This is a genomic window from Billgrantia desiderata, from assembly GCF_900108215.1.
Classification (GTDB): domain Bacteria; phylum Pseudomonadota; class Gammaproteobacteria; order Pseudomonadales; family Halomonadaceae; genus Halomonas; species Halomonas desiderata.
This window is the reverse complement of record NZ_FNVC01000006.1, coordinates 98,877-119,008: the sequence shown is the minus strand read 5'-3', so window position 1 is coordinate 119,008 and position 20,132 is coordinate 98,877. Positions and strand designations below refer to the sequence as shown.

The window sequence follows — 20,132 nt, the reverse complement described above, 5'->3', positions numbered from 1 at the left end:
CCGGCGCGGTACCCCACAGGAGTGCACCGATAGGGATACAGGTCATGGAGACGCACCCCCACGTCATATTGGTGGACCGAATACCTGCCCGGTCCCGGGAAATGCTGGACGCACTGAGCGCCCACGGCTATCACGTGACGCGATGTCTGGATCCCGAGACGGCAGGCCAGCTCAAGCCGACAACGATCATCCGTGCCGGACTCCTGTACGTCGATAACGACGACCCTGACGCCCTATCAACGGTGGAAAGACTCATTGCTGCCAGCGACTTCGAGTGGGTGGCATTGATCGACCCTCAGCGCTCCACGCATCCAAGCGTTCGATACGCGCTGGGGCAGCTGTTCCACAGCGTGCACTCGCCCGATGACATACCCGGCCTTCACTGTCTGCTGTTGCATATCGTCAGGCGGCACGCCACGGCCGCCATCGCAATGAATCGTTCATCATTTCAGGTGGCCGGCAAGAAAATGGTCAGTCGTGCGCCATGCATGCGTCGCGTCATCGAGCAGATCCAGGTCGTCGCCGGCGTCGATGCACCGGTATTCATCACCGGCGAATCGGGCACAGGAAAAGAGCTGGCGGCCCGAGCGATTCACGAACTCTCGCCCCGAGCCGACGCTCCCTTCATTGCCGTCAATTGCGGCGCCATTCCCCCTAGCCTGATCCAGTCCGAGCTGTTCGGTTACGAGAAGGGAGCCTTCACCGACGCCAACAATCGCCGCATGGGCAAGATCGAGGGTGCGTCGGGTGGCACCCTGTTCCTCGACGAGGTCAGCGAGCTGCCCTATGACCTGCAAGCCAACTTTCTGCGCTTCATCGAGAGCGGCAGCATCTCGCGCCTGGGCAGCCACCGCGAAACCCATACCGATGTACGCATCATTGCCGCATCCAACCGAGACGTACCCTTGCTGGTAGAGGAGGGCCGTTTCCGGCAGGACCTCTTCTATCGCCTGAACGTACTTGAGATCCGGATGCCGCCGCTGCGGGAGCGCAAGCAGGATATCGAGCCGCTGGTCGAGCTCTTCTTCGAACGCTTCAAGCATTACCGACCACCCGGCCTGGTGGGCATCAGTCCTCAGGCCATGCGCCTGCTTCATGAGCATGACTGGCCGGGCAACATCCGTGAGCTGATGAACACCGTGTGTCGCGCCATGCTCATGTCGGACACGCCATTCATCGAAGTCGCAGATCTCCCCATCGACAACCCGAACCGTCCACGCCGACCGGCGACCTTGGAGGAGATACGCCAACAGGCGGAACGCACCACCATCGTCAACGCCCTCAAGCGAAGCCGACACAACGTCGCGCGTGCATCGCGGGAGCTAGGGGTCTCTCGCGTCACGCTGTATCGCCTGATGGACAAGTACGACATCCAGCGCCTTGACGAACGGCCCTAATCACAACGGTTCCTTGGAACCAGGCATCAAGGGAAACGAAATCATGAGCACAAGAACAGCCATACTGTTGTCCGCCGCAACTGGCCTGGGACTGGCCTTGTCACAAACCGTGGCCGCCCAGGAAACGGCTGCACCCGCTGGTATCACCTCCCCAGTGGGCCAGGCGCCGGTGGCGGAACAGCCGCAGCAGCCCGAAGTGCAGGCCATCGCCGATATCGGCGGCGTGCTGACACCACGCGGTCGTCTGGTGATCGAGCCCTCCCTGCAGTACTCCCACTCGGGGGTCAACCGACTGACGTTTCGCGGCATCGAGATCCTCAGCACCCTGTTGATCGGGGTGTTCAGCGCCGAGGAGGCAGAGCGCGACATCTGGACGGCCGCCCTGACCGGCCGCCTGGGCGTCACCGACCGGCTGGAGCTGGAGCTCAGGGTGCCCTACGTCTATCGCGACGATACGCTTACAGCCACTGTGCCTACGATCGAAAACCAGAGCCCTGAGATTGAACGAGATCTGTCGGGCAACGGACTCGGGGATATCGAACTCACCGCCCGCTACCAGCTCAACCGCGGTCACAACGGCTGGCCCTTCTTCGTTGGCAACCTGCGTTACAAGAGCGTCACGGGCGACGGCCCCTTCGATATCGCCCGGGACTCCGACGGCATCGAACAGGAGCTGGCCACCGGCTCCGGTTTCCACGCCATCGAACCCAGCGTCACGGCGCTGTTTCCCTCCGACCCGGCGGTGTTCTTCGCCAATCTCGGCTATCTCTACAACATGAGCGATAGCGTCAATAAACAAGTGTCTGATGATCTATGGGTCGGCAAGGTGGATCCGGGCGATGCGGTACGGCTCAGCTTCGGCATGGCCTACGCCATCAACCCGCGTGCCTCCTTCACCCTGGGTTTCAAGAACGACTTCATTGACAGAACCAAGACGGAGTACTTCGACGATAATGGCAGAGGGACCTTAAGCTCGCGTACGCTGAACGTCGGCTCGCTGCTGCTGGGCTGGTCCTACCAGCTCAATCCGGACGTCTCGATCAATCTGGGGCTGGAGCTGGGCGTCACCGACGACGCGCCCGATACCGTGCTGACGCTACGGGTGCCTTTCGGCACCAACGCCTTGGCGAGATGGTAGACGAGAGCTTGGGTCGGAAACGTGGATCGGTGCCCGGCACCGACCCACGTTATCGCCCAGATTGCGTTCAGCGTGCCAAGGATTCGGTGATGGCGTGACGCTGCTGCGCCGCCCGCAGCGCGGGCAGGTTATTGATCTGCACGCCGATGTCGAGGCGCTGCTGAATGTCCCGCTCCGAGGCGTCGCTGACCACGCTGCCGAGAATGGCATTCTTGGTGACCGAGTGGAATACCGAGGTGAAGCCCTTGGTATCGTTCACTACCAGCCCGGAAAGATCTTGCATGCCGACCAGGCTGATGCCGTTCGGTGTCAGCTCCATGATGGTATTGCCGCTGCCCTGGCCTACCCGACTGACCACCTGGCCTTCTATCGCTCCCTGCTGACTGACGCTCTGCGACACCATTTCCACCCCCGTGGGGTGGATGACGAACACGGTATCCATGCGCACGTTGTCGACCAGGGTCTGCAGCGTGGCGCCGAAACTCATGTCGAGCCCTGCCAGCTGAAAGCCACCTCTCAGCTCCTCGAGCTCCGCCTCGTCGAGAGGCGGCAGGTGGGAGAAGTCGGCCGCCTGAAGCGCGGGACCGGCGGCCCACAGCGAGGCGATGCATATCCAGCCGAGGACACGCGTCCCGGCAGATGATGTCAGGTGGCCGGATTTCGTCACTCTTGGGAATCGGCGTGCTTTCATCTCTATCGCCCCAGTTCGTTGATCGCCGGCAACTGCAGCAGCATCGAGGCCACGTCGGCACGGTCGATCCCCTTGCCAACGGGCGCCGATGGCCGAATCCGCCAGTCACGCTCATGGTTGAAGTTGGCCCTGGCAATTTCCGTTTCGGCCCTCGCCCCCAGCACCAAGCCGCTCCAGATCGATTCGAAGTGATCCTTCGGTACCGCCACCGTACCCACGGCAGGATCGCCCACCAGCACGGTACCGTCATCGATCCCCTTGATGACGACGAAGTGACGGTACCCCCCGGTGTTGATCAGAGTGATGGCGGGAATCCCGATGCGAGCCAGATCGTCGAGCCCCACGCGAAAGCCGTCCGATTGCAGCCCTTGGGCATCCAGGTAGCGCTTCATGTCGAGCATGGAGAAGCCGTGCTCCTTGATGTGCTCCACCTCGCCGGCATGGATCATCGCCTCGAACACCTCGGCTTCCGTGGTCGGCCTGTCGTAGTGGTAGGTGAGCAGCGTGGCGACCGATGCCGCACCGCAGCTGTAGTCATACTGCTGGGCGACGACACCGTCCCAGCGCATCTCCTGATGGCTCCTGGCAGGAACCGTCAGCGAACCGAAGCCGCCATTCAGCGCTATCGTCACCCCCGCCTGTGACGGCAAGGCCTGCAGCAGTGTGACGAGACACAATGACGGCACGCTCAGCCAGCGCATGGTCCTTCCTCCCCCTTGTCGTCTCGCGCCCCTACTGGGGGGCGTAGATGCTGATGCTGACCCCCGTCGAAACGGCATTGGCATGCCCCGTCATGAGGTTCATCAAGGTGATGCCCGAGATCCTGTCCATGGCATTGGCCTCGATGGTGATGTTGCCCGAGACGATGGTATCGGCCGTAAAGGACGCTCCCTTTGCCGCCGACTCCAGATTCTGAATGCTCTGTACGTTCACCAGATCGCGGAATCCCTCTCTGCCCGAGATGGTCTCGAGTTCACTAGCGTCGATGTGCTGCAGCTCGTCGAACCCTGTCGCATGCACGTCCGCCAGTGTCAGGGAGCTGGCTCCCCCCAGACCCATCAGCAACGCAATCCCGATTCCCTGCCCGATTCGTTTCATGGCCCCGTTTCCTCTTCGGCTGTCTATCCAGGCTACCCACAGGGTCGAACAGGGCCGGCGGTTGCCCGCCGGCCCTCGGCTGTGGTCTCACAGGACCCCGTTAGTTGCCGATATGGACGTTGCTGTGTGCCGCCACGTTGGTACCTGCCAGCTGCGAGTTGTAGATACCGGTGGAGAGGTTCATGTTGGCGATACCGCCGAAGTTCCCGGCGCCAGCCGCCATGGAGGCGCCGCCGGTGACCAGCGAGGCACTGCCGCCGTTGCCACCGGCACCGCCATTGCCACCGTTGCCGGCATAGGCATAGGCATCGCCGCCAGTCCCGGTACCGCCGCCACCGCCGCCGCCGTTACCGGTGGAGCTGCCGCCGTTGCCAGCCAGGGCATCGCCACCGTTACCGCCTGCACCACCAGTGCCAGTCCCGTTGCCGGTACCGGTTCCACTACCAGTGCCGGCCCCACCTGTACCGCCTGCCACTGCCGGTGAAGCCGTTGCATCACCGCTGCTGCTGCCACCTGCAGAGGCACTGTTGTTGTCGTCGATGTCGTCACCGGCAACGTTGCCAGCGATACCACCAAAGGCACTGCTGCCGGCACCGCCACTGCTGTTGCTGCCGTCGGCATCGCCGCCCTGGCCGGCGCCCAGACCCAAGCCCAGGCCCAGGCCGGTGCCATCACCGCCGTCACTGCCATCCCCACCAACCGCCACGGAGTGACCGCCGTCGCCGCCATAGCCGCTTCCACCGGCGCCACCGACTCCCACACCGGCGCTGATGGCCAAGGCGTCGCCGCCATCGCCACCGGCCCTGCCGCGAGCGCCATCACCGGCATTGATGCTGATGCGTGCACCGGTCACGGTGGACTTGAGATCCTGGATCGCCACCACGCTGGTGCTGGTGTTGTAGGACTCGCTCATTGCCCAGGCATCGCCACCGTTACCGGCAGCGCCACCGGCACCGCCAAACCCGCCGGCCCCACCGGTACCCGCGCCACCCCAGGCATTGCTGTTGGCCTGGACGTTGTTGTCGTCGTCGTCGATTTCACCGAACAGGTTGCCTGCCTGGGAATTGGTGTTGCTGGTGCCGGAACCGCCTCGGCCACCATTACCGCCGTAGCTGTTGCCTCCGCTTCCCCCAACCGCCGTAGCGGTCGAATTCACCTGCTGATCGACGGAATCGGCGGCTCCCGAGCTGGGGTTGGCATGCGCATTGGAAATGGCCAGCACCAGTGCCAACAGCGATGACCCCGCGATTACATAATGTTTTTTCATGGTACATCTCCCTATCATGCATGATGATCTCTTCCAGAAATGACCAAGCTGGCTGACGCTTTTCGACCGGATCCTTCTCAGGAATACCTTTTCCCTCACCCCTCTCCTTTCCTCCAAAAGCCCCTAGCCAACGGTCGGAAAATCTATCGCATACTTTATGCCGGGAGTTAAAAATTGACATATAGATCAATGAAATAATGAATTGGGAGATCATGCACTTTTGACTAGCATAGGGAAAACCAGCAGCGCAGAAGTCACAAAAGTAAAAAAAACGTATCGCAATGCTAACACTAGATTCAGCCCACCCGGAATTTTCTGAAAAACAGGTTGAAATTCAATCAACTATGAACGTCAAGCTATGTACCGGCTTAATTACACACAGATGCTAAAAAAATTTAGGCAATTGAAGGCCCACAGGTTTTTGCGGGGCACCACATTTTAAGATGCCGTGCGCAACAAGGCAGGCATTTATCTGAATGACCAAGGAAATATTTCCGCTAATCCAGCACTACCAGAAGAACAACACCCGAGTATCAAATACTCAATAGTACAGCAGGAAGAATTGAAGCGTGCCTGTCGCCCCGGCGAGAAAATACATGGTGGGTTGGCAGAACTCCAGATGATTGCCAAAACAGAGCATGAAGAGTGGTATGGCCGCAGTATGACGGAAGCCATACGCGTATCATAATGTAACAAAATACATTTAGAATGAAAACAACTCATCCTAAAGTCAATTTATATTCAATAAATTCATGACAGATGAGAGAAATAGTCATGCATATTATTGTTTTATAAATCATTTCATGACAGGCATGAGAAAAACCATCCGCTTAGGATTAGGCTAAACATACGATAACATATATTTACAAACAGAGTGCCTTGGGCGAGGCTTCCCTGTACCCTTTTCATCGGGGCTTGGAAATATCACACCCAGAAAGGTAGGTACATCAGGAGAAGACAAGCATGGAAACAGGTAAAGGGATCGTCCTGCTAGCTACTGAAATCAACCCACAGACCCAACTTTTCGTCAATTACATTTACCAGGAATTGCAGCATAGTTTGAGCATTGTCTCACCCAAGTCATCCCTGGAGGCAGCCAGACACGTGGGCGAAGAAGGAGAGGCTTGCAACGTCGTTCTTCTCGACCTGGATCATCTCGACGAAGCAGACTTGCAGGCCTGGCAGGCGAGGTACCATAACCAGCCTCAGTGGGTACTGACTGCGTTCAATCTCAGGGATGAAGAACATGCAGCTCAACTGCTCAGCTTCATGCAGCTCAAGGGAGTTTTCTACCGCAGCGACAGCCTCGAGCTGATCTGTAAAGGCATTCAGAGCCTTCTTGATGGCGACCTGTGGATGACACGTGCACTGATGGCACGCCTGATAGAGTTTTACCGCCGTCAGCAGTTCAACTGCTATCGCCCCGTTTGTGGCATCACGCAGCGCGAACTGGAAATTATCGGACTGCTGGGCTCGGGCGCATCCAATACGAAAATTGCCGAAATTCTTTTTGTTAGTGAACACACGGTAAAGTCCCACCTCTACAATATATTTAGAAAAATCAATGTCAGTAATCGTATGCAGGCAGTGAACTGGGCTAGGCAAAATCTGGGCTCTCCACCTCCCTTGTCGCTTCAGCGCTACGAAAGAACCTCACCCAGACACTGACAAGAGCGGGCTATAGCCATGGCTTTCCTCCCAAAGACGCCGGTAGTCGGCATCGTCCTGATCGCGTTCGGATCCCTTGCCCTGGCGGAGCCGCAGGCCCCGGCCCCAGACCTACCGACGTTGCCGAGGGAATCGCAGCCTCCCCAAAGCGCCATCGAAGAAGGCCTGGAAGAGGAAGAAGCCGGAGAAGCATTGTCCCGTCAATTCCGCCTCGGCGAGCCAGGTCTCTCAGGCGTCATCGTCGACCGCACCATCACCATGATGGGGAAGACGTTTTACCGGCGTTTCAGTCAGTTAAGTCACGACAGCCACATCCTGACCAGCACGACGCTGTCCGTGCACGAACGCCCGGATGCACGCTGGGGCAGCCAGATCTGGGTATCGGAAAACAATCGCATTCTGTTCCAGGCGACATTGCCACCCAGACAGAGCGACATCGACCGCTATGCCGAGGCAGCTGCTGAGCAAGTGGAGCAGCTCCTGGTACAGCGCAGCATCATGCAGGCGCTGGAGAGCGACCCGGACCTGGCTGACGACGAGATCTAGCGGAAAGAGCCAACGTCACAAGAAGGAGACCATTATGAAGATCCGCCCATTGAAATTTGCCTGGCTTTTCTGTCTGCTGCTGCCTCCTGCAGGAGTACAGGCAGGAGAGCTGATTTACCGCCCTATCAACCCATCGTTCGGTGGCGACCCTCTACTTGGTAATCATCTGCTCAATAAAGCACAGGCACAGGATACCAATAGAGATCCAAACGCTCCCGATTTCGGTAGATTTTCGGAAGTGGATTTCTTTCTTCAGGATCTTCGGGCCGACCTCATCAATCGAGCCATCGACGACGCGCTCGATCCTAACAATCCCGGCGGCAGCGAAAGCGTCATCGACAACTCCTCCCTCAATGTCAGGTTCGTCAATGTGGGTGGCGGCGCGTTTCAGATGGTCATCACCGACAAGAGAACCAACGAAGTGACGCGGATCGACTTCGGAACACCATTCTAAGGGAGATGGGCATGAACGTATTCAGAATCGGCCTCATGTCAGGTCTGATCTTCCTCGGTGGGTGCGTCGGCATGGTCACTTCTCCGGAGGGGCTGGAAGGAGCACCGGCGACCCTGATCCCTCGGTCTGGCACTTATGTGGACCTGACCAACCTTCCCCGGCCCGCTGCACCTATCTTCACTGCCGTGTACGACTTCAGAGATCAGACGGGGCAGTATCGCCCCCAGCCCGCTAGCACCTTCTCGACGGCAGTGACCCAGGGCGGCGCTGCCATGCTGAGTTCCGCTCTGGCCGACTCTGGCTGGTTCGTGCCGCTCGAGCGCGTCGGCTTGCAGAATCTGCTGACGGAGCGCCGTATCATTCGCGCGAACCTCGAACGAAACGGGCGAGAACATGAGCTTGGTTCGCTCAATGCGGCGCGTATCCTGATGGAAGGCGGCATCATCGCTTACGACTCCAACATGAAGACAGGCGGTGTAGGAGCGGAATATTTCGGTATCGGTGCATCCGGCCAGTATCAAGTCGACCAGGTGACAGTCAACCTTCGCGCCGTGGATATCGCAACGGGAGAAGTGCTCGCTAACGTGAATACCAGCAAGACGGTCTATTCCTATGAGGTACGGGCAGGTGTCTATCGTTTCGTCAGTTTCCGCCGCTTGCTTGAAGCCGAGGCTGGATATACCCACAACGAGCCGGTGCAGATGGCCGTGATGTCGGCGATCGAATCCGCCGTCATTCACCTCGTCACTCAGGGAGTCGATCGAGGCCTTTGGAACCTGGCAGACCCATCAGAATACGACAACGATGTGCTCATGGCGTACCGCGATGCCTCCTCCCCCATGCTGTGAAACAGACCGCATATTTTCAGGCGCCATATTCTGGCGCTTTTTTTTACAATTGCATTTCGGCACGGTTAATTTTTGAAGACAAGAAACTAGTTCTTCTGCAAAAAGCACAAGTGCTAAAAATTTAATACCAAAAATAGAACTTCCGAATTATGGAAGAAATGCACCTGCATACCGACACTGTAACTGAACGTAAAATCGCTAGAGTAAGTGCCATGAAGAAAAATGGAATTGTTACATTTTCTGTAGGGATGGCTCTAGTCGTGGCCAAAGCCGCCTTGGCTGGCGATCTTATGCCAAGTTCCGAACTCGATGTCGAATCGCCGGGTTCCGCGTCTCGACAGGTGGCGACCATCTACCAGGCCGGCCAGGGGAATGAGGCCACTATTCTGCAGCAGGGTATTCAAAACGGCTCGCACATCATGCAGCAGGGCTTTGCCAACGTTGCCAGCTCGAGGCAGGCCGGACACGCCAACGAGGCTCGTGTGGTGCAGAGCGGTGCTCACCTGGAAGCATCGATCCTGCAAAATGGCCTAGGCCATGACGCCGGCATCGTGCAGGTCGGGTACGGCAAAGAAGCGACCATTCATCAGCATGGCGCTTATGGCAGTGCCGAGATTCATCAGCTGGGAACTCATCGCACGAGTCCCATCACCATCACCCAGTTCTCACGTGGCCAGGCAGCCGTTCAAGTCTATCGCTACTAATTTTGTGGCCAACGACTTCTCGGAGCCTGCCATGGAGAAGTGCAAGAAGAATGTTCCATATAAAAGATAATTACTTGATTCCGTAAGTGGCAAATGGAAGCGATAGCCATGCTATCGAATCCTGAATCCACCCTGGCGGCAACAACGCTCAACCAGGGATATCAAACGAGAGGGAATGAACATGAAATTCAAGATGACCGTTATGGCTGCCGCTATCGCTTTTTCCGGTGCGGCTCTCGCCAATGGAAACGTTTCCAACGTCGATCAAACCGGTTTCAACAACGACGTCAGCGTATCCCAGCTCACGCAGTTTGGCGGGGGTAACAATACCTCGGATGTGAGCCAGGATGGCGTAGGCAATGGCGCGACCGTCCATCAGCAGGGCTGGTGGGGGCATAACGTATCGGACATCGAACAGGCAGGCTTGGGCAACGATGCCGATGTCTTCCAGAACGGTACCAACAACAGCGCTTCCGTCAGCCAGGAAGGCATGTTCAATACTTCCGATAGCCAGCAGATCGGCACTAAAAACGTTCTGGAAGTGAGCCAGGAAGGTGCCAAGAACAGCGCCTCCACCTATCAGAACGGCTGGAACAACTTTGCCGAAATCAGCCAGGATGGCTTCGCCAACAGCTCCGGTGTGGTGCAAGACGGCAAGTTCAACGTCGCTCAGGTCCAGCAGGAAGGTGTCAAGAACGCTTCTGACATCACCCAGTCCGGCAACAACAACTACGCCAATGTCGATCAGAGCGGCAGCTTCAATGACTCCACCGTCGTCCAGAGCGGAACTTCCAACATCGCCGAAGTACGCCAGCGCGACCTGAAGAACACTTCCGACATCACTCAGTCTGGCACCAACAATTATGCCAGTGTCGACCAGAGCAATTTCAACAACGACGCTGTCATCGTCCAGAACGGTCGCAGCCACGTCTCCGAGGTCACTCAGAGCGGCTATAACGACCTGGCCGACTCCTTCCAGTCCGGCAAGAACCACTACTCCTCAATCACCCAGTCCGGTGCCGGCCTGCTGAGCCTGGCCAGCAACACGGCCACTCACGTGCAGTTGGGTAGCAACAACGCAGCGACCACCACTCAGGTGGGTGGCGGCAACACGGCTCACGTATTCCAGCACTGAGCCTGATCGAAAAGGCCCCGCTCGGGCGGGGCCTTTTCACTTCACCATCGCCGCGATACGGCTTGAGTAATACCGGAGATTCGCCGCGATACCACCTGCGCGAGACGAGGCCTGATGAAACGCTTGTTGCTTGCCGTTGCGCCTCTTTGCTTGATTGCGCTCCACCCAGCTAACTCCTTTGCCGAGATGTCGATCGACACTCAGCGTCAGGTCCTTGTGCGGCAGGCCATCGACAGTGGCCGATGGGAAACGGCGATATCGCGTCTCGGTACGCTCTACTCACACACGAGTGACGTTGCGGTGCGCAGTGACCTGATCGCACTTCTGATACGAGCCGATCGACTCGACGAAGCTCTCTCCGTTTGCCCAGGCTGCCCCGTCGATGTGTACACGAAAAGTGAATTGCTCGATCTGGGCGGTGCAGCGCGCCGGCAAGGGGATGCGGAGCTCGCCCTGAGCTTCTTCTCGCACTTAGCCCTGCGAGAGCCCGAGGATCCGGCTGCCTGGCTGGGTCAGGCGCTGGCGCATACCGATCTTGGGCAGTACGCACTGGCCGAGAGCGCATTGAGTCGCTACGAGATGCTTTCCGGTACCACGCTGGAAGCCATGGAAGCGAGAGGCTACCTGGCGGCCGAGACCGGCAATGTCCTCGCCGAACTCCAGGCACGCCAGACCCTGGTCGAAAGAGGCCCGGATCGCGCCAACGAGATACGCGCTCTGTATCGGCTGGCCTTGAGACTCGGCGCCAGCGAGCCGGCACGTCGCATGGTCGAGCAACACCCCGAACTCTTCACCTCCAGTGACGCACTCTGGCTGCGCTACTACGAGGGCGTCGACGCCATTCGCCTCGGCATTCACATCGACGATCACCGCGGCATCGAGCGAGGTCTGGCACTGCTCGATCAGGTAGTGCCGGCAGATGACCTGCACCCCGATCTGGCACGGCTGGCGAACTTCGATCGCGTCGTGGCGATGGCTCAACTACGCCGATTCACCCAGGCCGAGGCATTGAGCGAGAGGCTGCTTCACCAATACGACCGCCTGCCCAACTATGTCCTGCGGGCCAGGGCGCATGCACTCAACGGATTGGGGAAGCCCGAGCAAGCCATAGCGATCTATCAAGCCCTGCTCCGGGATGAGCCAGAGCGGGGCGCAGACCTGAGCGATCCTCTCTATGAGGCGCTGTTCTTCAGTCATACGGATGCCAGACAGTTTCGCGAGGCGCAGCGTCTGCTCGAAGCGTGGCGCCGCACCGAACATCCCTATCGCCGGGATTTCACCGGCACCAGCCATATCGAGAACCCCAACCTTTCAAAGGTGCTCCTGCTCGATACCATGCTCGAGGCCTGGCGGGGCAACGAACGGGGGGCGCTGGCTCAGGTCGACGCCTTTCTGGCCGAAGCGCCAGCCAATGCCTATCTATGGCAGCTGCGGGGGGACATCGGACGCTGGCGCGGCTGGCCCGAACAGGCCCAGGCCGACTACCGCCAAGCCGTTTCGCTACTGGGGCCCGACCAGCACGATACGGCCCGCCACGGTGAATTGATGGCCAGGCTTCAGCAGGGCAACTGGCAAGGCACGGTAACGCAGGTACGGCAGGAACTCGACAACGCCAAACCCAGCGTATCGAGAGACAACCTCGAGCGGGAGTGGCGGGAGCAGCGCGCCGCTGAGCTCAGCTTTTCCGTCGAGCAAAGCGATGGCCAAGGCGGTGGTGGCACCCAGGCCTCCAGGGAGTGGCGCAGCGATATCGTCTTTCGCTCGCCCCGCAGCGACAACGGGTCACGCTACTTCCTGCAGCATCGTCATCAGCAGGGCACCTTCGACGAAGGCTCGCTGCGCGCAGGATATGCCATCGCTGGATACGAGTGGAACCTCTTCCCCAGTCTGCTCACGCTGGCTGTCGGCCATGGCCTGCAACTCAATGACGAACCGCATTTCAGCACCACGCTGCGCCATGACTTCACCGACCATGTCGCCGTCACGCTCGGCGCCGAATACAACAGTCTCACCACGCCGTTACGTGCCTTAAGCGACGACGTCAACGCCGACCGCTACCACGCAGCATTGACTTATCGACGTGATGAAAGGCGCAGCCTGGGCACCGAGGTGAGCCTGACCGATTTCGACGATGGCAACCTGCGTCGCAGCGCGCTCGGCTATTGGCAGGAGCGGCTCTTTCACCGCGACCGCTGGCTGCTTGCCGCAACGGCTTGGCTCGGCGGTTCTCTCAACGATGAGGTGGATGCCGGCTACTACAACCCCGAACGGGACACCTACCTCAGTGGCGAGCTGATGCTCGAGTACGCCCATCCCCTGGGCTATCGCCGTACCTTCACTCAGGGCATCACGGCCGGTGCCGGCCGGTATTGGCAACAAGGCGAAGACGCCGACGATACCTGGAGCCTCGGCTACCACCAGCGCTGGGAGCTGTTGCCGAGCGTATCCATCGAATACGGCATTGCCCGCCAGCGAGCCGTCTACGATGGCCAGGCCGAACACGACACGGTACTGACCGGAACCCTGGTATGGAGATTCCCATGAGCGTCAGGATAGCCCTTCTCTTCGGCCTGCTGTGCCTAGGCGCTCTCGCACAGCCCGCCATGGCAGCCCGCGAGAGCAACGACTTCGTGGTGATCAGCTACCATGACGTGGTCGATTTCGATGTGACACCGGAACTTGCCCTGCTGCCGCAGACGATCACACGAACGCGCCTCATCGAACACTTCAACCTGATAAGGGCCCACGGCTACCAGCCCGTTTCCTTGCAACAGGTACTCGATGCCGAGGCCGGCATCGCCCCCTTGCCCGACAAGGCCGTCATGCTGGTCTTCGATGATGGTTATCGAAGCTTTTACGACATCGTTTACCCACTTCTGCAGCTCTATCGCTACCCTGCCATTACGGCGATAGTCGGCAGTTGGATCGATGTTCCGCCAACCGACCCCGTGCCCTATGGCGACGGCTTTCTCGAACGGGATCGCATCATGACCCGAGAGCAGCTGCGCGAGCTGCATGACGATCCGCTGGTGGAGATCGCGTCACATACCTACGACCTGCACTATGGGGTGATCGGTAACCCCCAAGGCAATGAGCAGGCGGCCGCCGTCACCAGCCGCTGGCAGACAGACGGTTACGAGAGCGAGGCCGACTATCTGCAGCGAATACGCGACGACATGCATCGGGCCAGCGAGCAGTTGAAGGAGATCACCGGCACGCCACCGCGTCTCATGGTGTGGCCCTACGGAGCCTACAGTCAGGCCACCCTGGACATTGCCGCCGAGCACGGCATGCCACACAGCTTCAGCCTGCTCAGCCAGCCCAACCGCATCGGTGACGGCACCAGGGTCATGGGTCGCTATCTCATCGATCAGGAAACCAGCCTGCAGACCTTCGAGGAGCTACTCAGCAACCGGGTGTGGGAACGCGACGTCCTGCGTATCGTGCATGTGGATCTCGACTACGTATACGATCCCGACCCCATTCAGCAGGAAGCCAATTTGGACCTGCTGATCGACCGCATCTACCGCTTCGGCGTCAGCACGGTCTACCTACAGGCTTTCGCCGACCCCAACGGCAATGGCGTGGCCGAGGCTCTCTATTTTCCCAACCGTCATCTCCCGATGCGCGAAGATCTGTTCAATCGCGTTGCCTGGCAGCTGAAGAAACGCGCCGATGTAAAGGTCTATGCCTGGATGCCGGTGCTCGCCTTCGACCTGGGGCCGGGACACACCTACGTCACAGATGTCAGGAGCGGGCAGCAGGCCGCGGAACACTACCTGCGTCTCTCACCCTACTCGGCAGCCAATCGACAGCTCATTGCCGAGATTTACGAAGATCTCGGCCGCATGACCAAATTCGATGGTCTGCTCTTCCACGATGATGCATTCCTGACCGATTTCGAGGATGCCAGTGAAGAGGCTCGAAGTGTCTACGCAGCCGAATGGAACCTGCCACCCGATGTCGACAGCATACGCACCAATGAGGTGCTTCTTCACGAGTGGACCCAGCGCAAGACTTCGTTCTTGACGCAGTTCACTCTCGAGTTGGTCGAGGCTGCCAACTACTATCGGCAATCCGACAACAAGGCTTTCACGATTTCCCGAAACATCTATGCCCTGCCCATTCTCGAGCCGGAAAGTCAGGCCTGGTTCGCTCAATCACCAGAGGATTTCGCTGCCGCCTACGACTATGTCGCGGTCATGGCCATGCCCTACATGGAGGAGGCTGGCAATCCGCAACGCTGGCTGGAGGAACTGGCACGGGCCTCTCTGGCTGCCGTTCCTGCCGATAGATTGGTGTTCGAATTGCAAACACGTGACTGGCGAGACGATACTCTCGTCCCCAATGAAGTCCTCATGAACTGGATCGATACCGTCAAGCAAAGCGGCATCAGGCACATCGGCTACTATCCCGACGACTTTCACATCAATCATCCTGATATTTACATGCTGCGTCCGACTTTTTCCCTTGGCCGAAGATTCGGGGTGCAGCAATGAACATCCTTGATGCTATATCGATATTTACCTATGCCTATCCCAGCGTCATGGCCACAATATGGATCTGCGGTGGGCTCTATTTTTACCTCCATTGGGAGCGAAAACAGGCTTGGCCTGAACCCCATGTATGGGACGAAGCATGTCCCAATGTTTCCTTGTTACTGCCCTGCTATAATGAAGCCGCTAATATCCAGGAAACCATAGAGCACCTGAAGCATCAAAATTATCCAAAACTGGAAATTATCGCCATCAATGATGGCAGTCGAGATGCAACAGGGGAGCTACTTGAGTCTCTCAAGCTCACCTGCCCGAACCTGAAGGTCCTGCATCAGAGCAATCAGGGCAAGGCCAGCGCTCTCAACCATGGACTCAAGGAAGCCACTGGTGAAATCATCGTTGGCATCGATGGTGATGCCATCCTCGATTACGACGCCATCGGCTACATGGTGGGACACTTCCTGCAAAGTTCCAACGTCAGCGGCGTAACCGGCAATCCCAGAGTGAGAACACGCTCCACGGTGATCGGCAAGATACAGACCGGCGAGTTCTCCTCCATCATCGGCTTGATCAAGCGAGCCCAGCGAATCTACGGCATGGTGTTCACGATTTCCGGCGTGGTTTGCGCGTTTCGAAGGAGCGCGTTAGAAGCCATCGAAGGTTGGAATACCGACATGATCACGGAGGACATCGATATCAGCTGGCGCCTGCAAATGGCAGGTGGACAGGTCCGCTACGAGCCGAGAGCGCTGTGCTGGGTGCTGATGCCGGAAACACTCCGCGGTCTGTTTCGTCAGCGCCTGCGCTGGGCCCAAGGCGGTGCAGAAGTGTTTCTGCGCTACTTCACTCAAACGGTGAGATGGAAGAACCGACGCTTCTGGCCATTGTTGCTGGAGTACATGGTCAGTGTGGTGTGGTGCTACTCGGCTTTGTTCATGCTGCTGTCCTGGCTCTTTTCCTTGGCCTTCCTGACATCGTCCGCGCTCCACTCTGGCGCTCTTCTTTCCTATGTAGGAAGTGCCCTCATCATACTGAACTTCGCTCAGTTTACCGTCAGTTTTGCTATCGACAGTCGTTATGAGCGAGGCATGTTGCGTTGCGCATATTGGTGTATCTGGTACCCACTCGTCTACTGGCTATTGAACATGGCAACGGTTGTCTTGGCAGTACCCAAGGCCGCAAAGCGACAGAAAGGCCGATTGGCTACCTGGACCAGCCCAGACAGAGGAGAAATTTTCCATGAATAAGTTGCATCCAGTGGTCATCAACAATCCAGGCAAAAGGAGCCTGTCCTATCGGGCAAGGGACCTAGCCATTACCGCACTGACCTTGGCCGTTTGGCTGGCGCTGATCGCCAAGACGATCATCTCCATCGTCAGCAGTGATGTCTGGATACTGACGATTGCAACTTCGTTGCTGCCAAGGGTCATCGCCCTAGGGTTCATACTGACATTTCTCAGCTTTCACTGCTGGGCCATTTACAAACGATATCTTTATCACCGCAGGCAGAAAGACAGGCTCGGCCTGCATGCCTCCAGACAATCCGACGCCATGGCCTGACCAACGGAGGGGGCGAAATCAGATCCGCTATCTGACCCTAAGCCTGATTTCGCTGCCCTGCCCCTGGGTGCTGGAACGGCTGACACTTCCCTGCTTACGCACCTCAACGCTCAGTGCACCTTCCTGGCTCGTCTGGCGGATGTGCGCTTCCAATGCCTCGCCTTGATAGCGATATTCACTGGGAACGCTCTCTTCCAGCTCATGAGTGACGACCTGATCCCCGTCATCGATCGCCAATGAAGCTTGAAAGCGGGTGTTCGGTACGCCATCGAAGACGATCACGATCTCACTTTTGGGTGGATCCCCCCGGCTTATCTGCTCCGACATGGCATTCGCTCCGGCAACGGTCAACATGCAGCTAACACCTATCAAGCTGGCCAAGAGGATCCATGAAAGTCTGTTCATCATATCCTCAGCTATAGCTCAGATTGAAACGCTTCTCGACCAATAAGGCCAATGTATCACCGACATGTTCCGCCGTGGTATCTATGTGCAACAAATTGCGCCTTTCGTCAGGGGAAAAATCCTCGAAGACTTTCATTTGGCCATCCAGTACTGCAAGGCTTGCATCAGGCTCTACCCCATACTCTCCTGAACGCTTGATGATACGCTCCCTCAAGGTAGCCTCGTCTGCCTCGAAGCTGACGATGAGCACCGGCAGACCGCGCGCCTCGCCCTGCTGGCGCAACAGCTGTCGCTGCGCTCGTGTCAGGCAGGTGGCATCGATACAGGTGGGTATGCCGGCATTGAGCAGCAGGCCGGCAAGGCTGGCCAGACGCTGATAGGTACGCTCGGTGGACTTGGCGCTGAAGATATCCACACCCTCGTCGAGCTCGACCGCCTGTGGATCGATTCCGAACAGCCGTCTACGCTCGGCATCCGAGCACAGCCTGACGGCCCCCAGCCGCTCGACGATCTCGGCCATGAAACGGCTTTTGCCGCTGCCCGAGACCCCAACCCCGATGACCAACGGCGGAAAGCGGAAGTTGGATACCTGCTCGGCCAGGTCGAGATAGCGACGACACTCGGTCATGATCTCCGCCAGGCGGAATGCCGGCTCACGCCCCGACTCCGAACGCTGCAGCGCTCGCCGTGCCCCCGCCAGGCAACGGCACACCGCAAAGACCGAGATCAGTCGCATCAGGGAATAATCGCCGGAGAGACGCAGATAGCGATCCAGGGCATAGTGCGCCAGTCGCGTCTCGTCACGGACATACAGGCCCACCAGCAGCGAGACCAGGTCGAAACCCGGATCGAGGCAACGACTGATCATGGGATCCGATGGCTCGAGATCGAGTGCGCTGGTCATGATGAGACGCTGCCGATCGCACAGCGGCAGTACCTGCCGCCCCACGATCCAGCTCGGACGCGGTTCGCCGCGCTCGTCAAACCATGGCTCGAGTCTCACCATCTCCTGCTCCAGCCAGGCCTCGAGCCGTTGCAGGTGGGAGCGATCCTCCTCACCGCTCAGGCGTGCATCGAGCACGCCGACTTCCTCCTTGACCAGCGCCCGGGTTGCCGCCAGGCAGCCCGACGACCCCACATAAGGCAGGTCGTCGACGAAGGAGCGGTGCGACGCCACCAGCGAATCGATCAGCTCATCCAGCTCGAGGGCGGTGGCTGAGGTCGAGCAGGTCACTGAAGTGGCGTCCATGTTCACTCCTGTTTTCTATTGGCCTAGCGTACCTTGGCAAATGCTTTCTCGGCAGCGTCCAGCGTGAATTGAATGTCTTCCGGCGTATGCGCGCTCGACATGAATCCCGCCTCGTAGGCCGAGGGAGCCAGGTAAACGCCCTCTTCCAGCATCGCCGCAAAGAAACGGCGGAAGGCCTCGGCATCGCAGGCCGTGGCCTGGGCGAAATTGTCGACCCGGGTCTGTCCGGTGAAGAACAGCCCGAACATGCCGCCCACGCGCTGGGTGATCATGTCGACCCCGGCGGCATCGGCGCGCTCCTGCAGCCCGTGACAGAGCGTTTCCACGCGCTGCGCCAGGGCATCGTGGAAGCCGGGCTCGCGCAGCTTGGTCAACAGAGCGATACCGGCCGCCATGGCCAGCGGGTTGCCCGACAGCGTACCCGCCTGATAGACCGGCCCCAGCGGTGAAATCTGCTCCATGATCGCCCGCTTGCCGCCGAAGGCGCCCACCGGCATGCCGCCACCGACGATCTTGCCCAGACAGGTCAGGTCGGGCTCGATGCCGAAGTGCGCCTGAGCCCCACCCAGGGCAACGCGAAAACCGGTCATCACTTCATCAAAGATCAGCACACTGCCGTACTCGGTGCAAACCCGGCGCAAGGTTTCGAGGAAACCCGGCTGCGGCGGGATGCAGTTCATGTTGCCCGCCACCGGCTCGACGATGATGCAGGCAATCTCGCTGCCGATCTCCTCGAAGCAGGCTTCCACCTCATCGAGGTCGTTATAGGACAGCGTGATGGTGTGCTCGGCCAGTGACGCCGGCACCCCCGGGGAGCTGGGCTCACCATGGGTCAGGGCGCCGGAGCCGGCCTTGACCAGCAGCGAGTCGGAGTGGCCGTGGTAGTTGCCCTCGAACTTGACGATCTTGTCGCGTCCGGTATAGCCACGCGCCAGTCGAATCGCCGACATGGTGGCCTCGGTGCCCGAGTTGACCATGCGCACCAGTTCGATGGTGGGGATCATCTCGCAGATCAGTTCGGCCATGGTGGTCTCGATGGCCGTCGGCGTGCCGAACGAAAGACCATGGTCGAGTCGGCTGCGCACGGCACCCAGCACGTCCGGATCGGCGTGGCCGGTAATCATCGGCCCCCAGGAACCGACATAGTCGACATAGCGCTTGCCCTCGACGTCGAACAGGTAGGCACCCTGCGCCCGCTCCATGAACACCGGCGGCCGATGCAGGCCCTTGAAGGCACGCACGGGAGAGTTGACGCCACCGGGAATATGGCGGCGAGCCTGTTCGAAGAGCGTTTCGGAAGTGGTCATGGAAGCCTCTTTGCTGTCACGAGAATGGTGTAACCCCGTCACGGGTAGTGCCAGGCTCACGCTGCCCGGTCTGTGGATAACTTCTTGGATAACCTTGGAATGCGTGGTGAAGTTACGGTGATCTTCGCTCATTGAAGGGGCTTTGGCCACGCCCTGTACGGGATCGTGC

20 protein-coding genes are annotated in these 20,132 nt (G+C 58.9%); 13 read left to right on the top strand and 7 right to left on the bottom strand.

Annotated elements, in window-relative coordinates; all coding sequences use genetic code 11:
* Nucleotides 1–101 precede the first annotated feature (101 nt).
* Complete coding sequence (locus C4S71_RS08145; RefSeq protein WP_160113369.1) at nt 102–1,397, top strand: sigma-54 interaction domain-containing protein; 1,296 nt, start codon at nt 102–104, stop codon at nt 1,395–1,397.
* Nucleotides 1,398–1,440: 43 nt separating this feature from the next.
* Nucleotides 1,441–2,535: a transporter gene (locus C4S71_RS08140; RefSeq protein WP_235014251.1), complete on the top strand. Its 1,095-nt coding sequence runs from the start codon at nt 1,441–1,443 to the stop codon at nt 2,533–2,535.
* A gap of 67 nt (nt 2,536–2,602) precedes the next feature.
* Here C4S71_RS08140 and C4S71_RS08135 read toward each other — a convergent pair whose 3' ends face one another.
* The 4 genes from C4S71_RS08135 to C4S71_RS22480 all read right to left on the bottom strand — a co-directional run bounded on the left by C4S71_RS08135 (nt 2,603) and on the right by C4S71_RS22480 (nt 5,591).
* Nucleotides 2,603–3,226 carry a hypothetical protein gene (locus C4S71_RS08135; RefSeq protein ID WP_146064592.1) on the bottom strand — a complete coding sequence of 208 codons (624 nt, stop codon included), beginning with the start codon at nt 3,224–3,226 and terminating at the stop codon, nt 2,603–2,605.
* 2 nt (nt 3,227–3,228) lie between these two features.
* On the bottom strand, nt 3,229–3,927 hold the full coding sequence (locus C4S71_RS08130; RefSeq protein WP_103968808.1) for a C39 family peptidase: 699 nt from the start codon (nt 3,925–3,927) through the stop codon (nt 3,229–3,231).
* Nucleotides 3,928–3,958: 31 nt separating this feature from the next.
* A complete protein-coding gene (locus C4S71_RS08125; protein ID WP_103968807.1) occupies nt 3,959–4,324 on the bottom strand; it encodes a hypothetical protein in 366 nt (121 codons plus the stop codon).
* Nucleotides 4,325–4,424: 100 nt separating this feature from the next.
* Nucleotides 4,425–5,591: a hypothetical protein gene (locus C4S71_RS22480; RefSeq protein ID WP_160113368.1), complete on the bottom strand. Its 1,167-nt coding sequence runs from the start codon at nt 5,589–5,591 to the stop codon at nt 4,425–4,427.
* A gap of 448 nt (nt 5,592–6,039) precedes the next feature.
* Between C4S71_RS22480 and C4S71_RS22290 the strand changes: the two genes are divergently transcribed.
* The 11 genes from C4S71_RS22290 to C4S71_RS08065 all read left to right on the top strand — a co-directional run bounded on the left by C4S71_RS22290 (nt 6,040) and on the right by C4S71_RS08065 (nt 17,002).
* Nucleotides 6,040–6,279 (top strand): hypothetical protein, encoded by a 240-nt coding sequence (locus C4S71_RS22290; protein ID WP_146064591.1) that lies wholly within the window; start codon nt 6,040–6,042, stop codon nt 6,277–6,279.
* 275 nt (nt 6,280–6,554) lie between these two features.
* Nucleotides 6,555–7,259, top strand: a complete 705-nt coding sequence (locus C4S71_RS08110; protein ID WP_103968806.1) for a LuxR C-terminal-related transcriptional regulator — start codon at nt 6,555–6,557, stop codon at nt 7,257–7,259.
* Between the two features lie 18 nt (nt 7,260–7,277).
* Nucleotides 7,278–7,805 (top strand): CsgE family curli-type amyloid fiber assembly protein, encoded by a 528-nt coding sequence (locus tag C4S71_RS08105; protein ID WP_103968805.1) that lies wholly within the window; start codon nt 7,278–7,280, stop codon nt 7,803–7,805.
* A 34-nt stretch (nt 7,806–7,839) separates the two neighbouring features.
* Entirely contained in the window at nt 7,840–8,259 is a 420-nt protein-coding gene (locus tag C4S71_RS08100; RefSeq protein ID WP_103968804.1) for a curli assembly protein CsgF, read from the top strand.
* A gap of 11 nt (nt 8,260–8,270) precedes the next feature.
* Entirely contained in the window at nt 8,271–9,107 is an 837-nt protein-coding gene (locus tag C4S71_RS08095) for a CsgG/HfaB family protein (protein ID WP_103968803.1), read from the top strand.
* A 149-nt stretch (nt 9,108–9,256) separates the two neighbouring features.
* Nucleotides 9,257–9,811: a hypothetical protein gene (locus C4S71_RS08090; protein ID WP_146064590.1), complete on the top strand. Its 555-nt coding sequence runs from the start codon at nt 9,257–9,259 to the stop codon at nt 9,809–9,811.
* A 181-nt stretch (nt 9,812–9,992) separates the two neighbouring features.
* Nucleotides 9,993–10,946, top strand: a complete 954-nt coding sequence (locus tag C4S71_RS08085) for a hypothetical protein (RefSeq protein WP_160113367.1) — start codon at nt 9,993–9,995, stop codon at nt 10,944–10,946.
* 114 nt (nt 10,947–11,060) lie between these two features.
* On the top strand, nt 11,061–13,490 hold the full coding sequence (gene pgaA, locus C4S71_RS08080; protein ID WP_103968800.1) for a poly-beta-1,6 N-acetyl-D-glucosamine export porin PgaA: 2,430 nt from the start codon (nt 11,061–11,063) through the stop codon (nt 13,488–13,490).
* An 86-nt stretch (nt 13,491–13,576) separates the two neighbouring features.
* Nucleotides 13,577–15,445 carry a poly-beta-1,6-N-acetyl-D-glucosamine N-deacetylase PgaB gene (pgaB, locus tag C4S71_RS08075; RefSeq protein ID WP_307718939.1) on the top strand — a complete coding sequence of 623 codons (1,869 nt, stop codon included), beginning with the start codon at nt 13,577–13,579 and terminating at the stop codon, nt 15,443–15,445.
* Nucleotides 15,442–16,689: a poly-beta-1,6-N-acetyl-D-glucosamine synthase gene (gene pgaC / locus C4S71_RS08070; protein WP_103968798.1), complete on the top strand. Its 1,248-nt coding sequence runs from the start codon at nt 15,442–15,444 to the stop codon at nt 16,687–16,689. Before pgaB ends, pgaC begins: the two co-directional genes overlap by 4 nt.
* The gene (locus tag C4S71_RS08065) at nt 16,682–17,002 is read left to right on the top strand and encodes a hypothetical protein (RefSeq protein WP_103968797.1); all 321 of its coding nucleotides are present in this window, start codon (nt 16,682–16,684) and stop codon (nt 17,000–17,002) included. Before pgaC ends, C4S71_RS08065 begins: the two co-directional genes overlap by 8 nt.
* A gap of 27 nt (nt 17,003–17,029) precedes the next feature.
* Here C4S71_RS08065 and C4S71_RS08060 read toward each other — a convergent pair whose 3' ends face one another.
* From C4S71_RS08060 to hemL, 3 genes are read right to left on the bottom strand one after another with little or no spacing between them, the layout of a single operon-like run.
* Nucleotides 17,030–17,356: a hypothetical protein gene (locus tag C4S71_RS08060; RefSeq protein ID WP_146064589.1), complete on the bottom strand. Its 327-nt coding sequence runs from the start codon at nt 17,354–17,356 to the stop codon at nt 17,030–17,032.
* Nucleotides 17,357–17,414: 58 nt separating this feature from the next.
* Nucleotides 17,415–18,656, bottom strand: coding sequence for a P-loop nucleotide/nucleoside kinase family protein (locus C4S71_RS08055; RefSeq protein WP_103968795.1), 1,242 nt, complete (start codon nt 18,654–18,656; stop codon nt 17,415–17,417).
* A gap of 23 nt (nt 18,657–18,679) precedes the next feature.
* Nucleotides 18,680–19,963 carry a glutamate-1-semialdehyde 2,1-aminomutase gene (hemL, locus tag C4S71_RS22600; protein ID WP_200825258.1) on the bottom strand — a complete coding sequence of 428 codons (1,284 nt, stop codon included), beginning with the start codon at nt 19,961–19,963 and terminating at the stop codon, nt 18,680–18,682.
* Between the last annotated feature and the right edge of the window lie 169 nt (nt 19,964–20,132).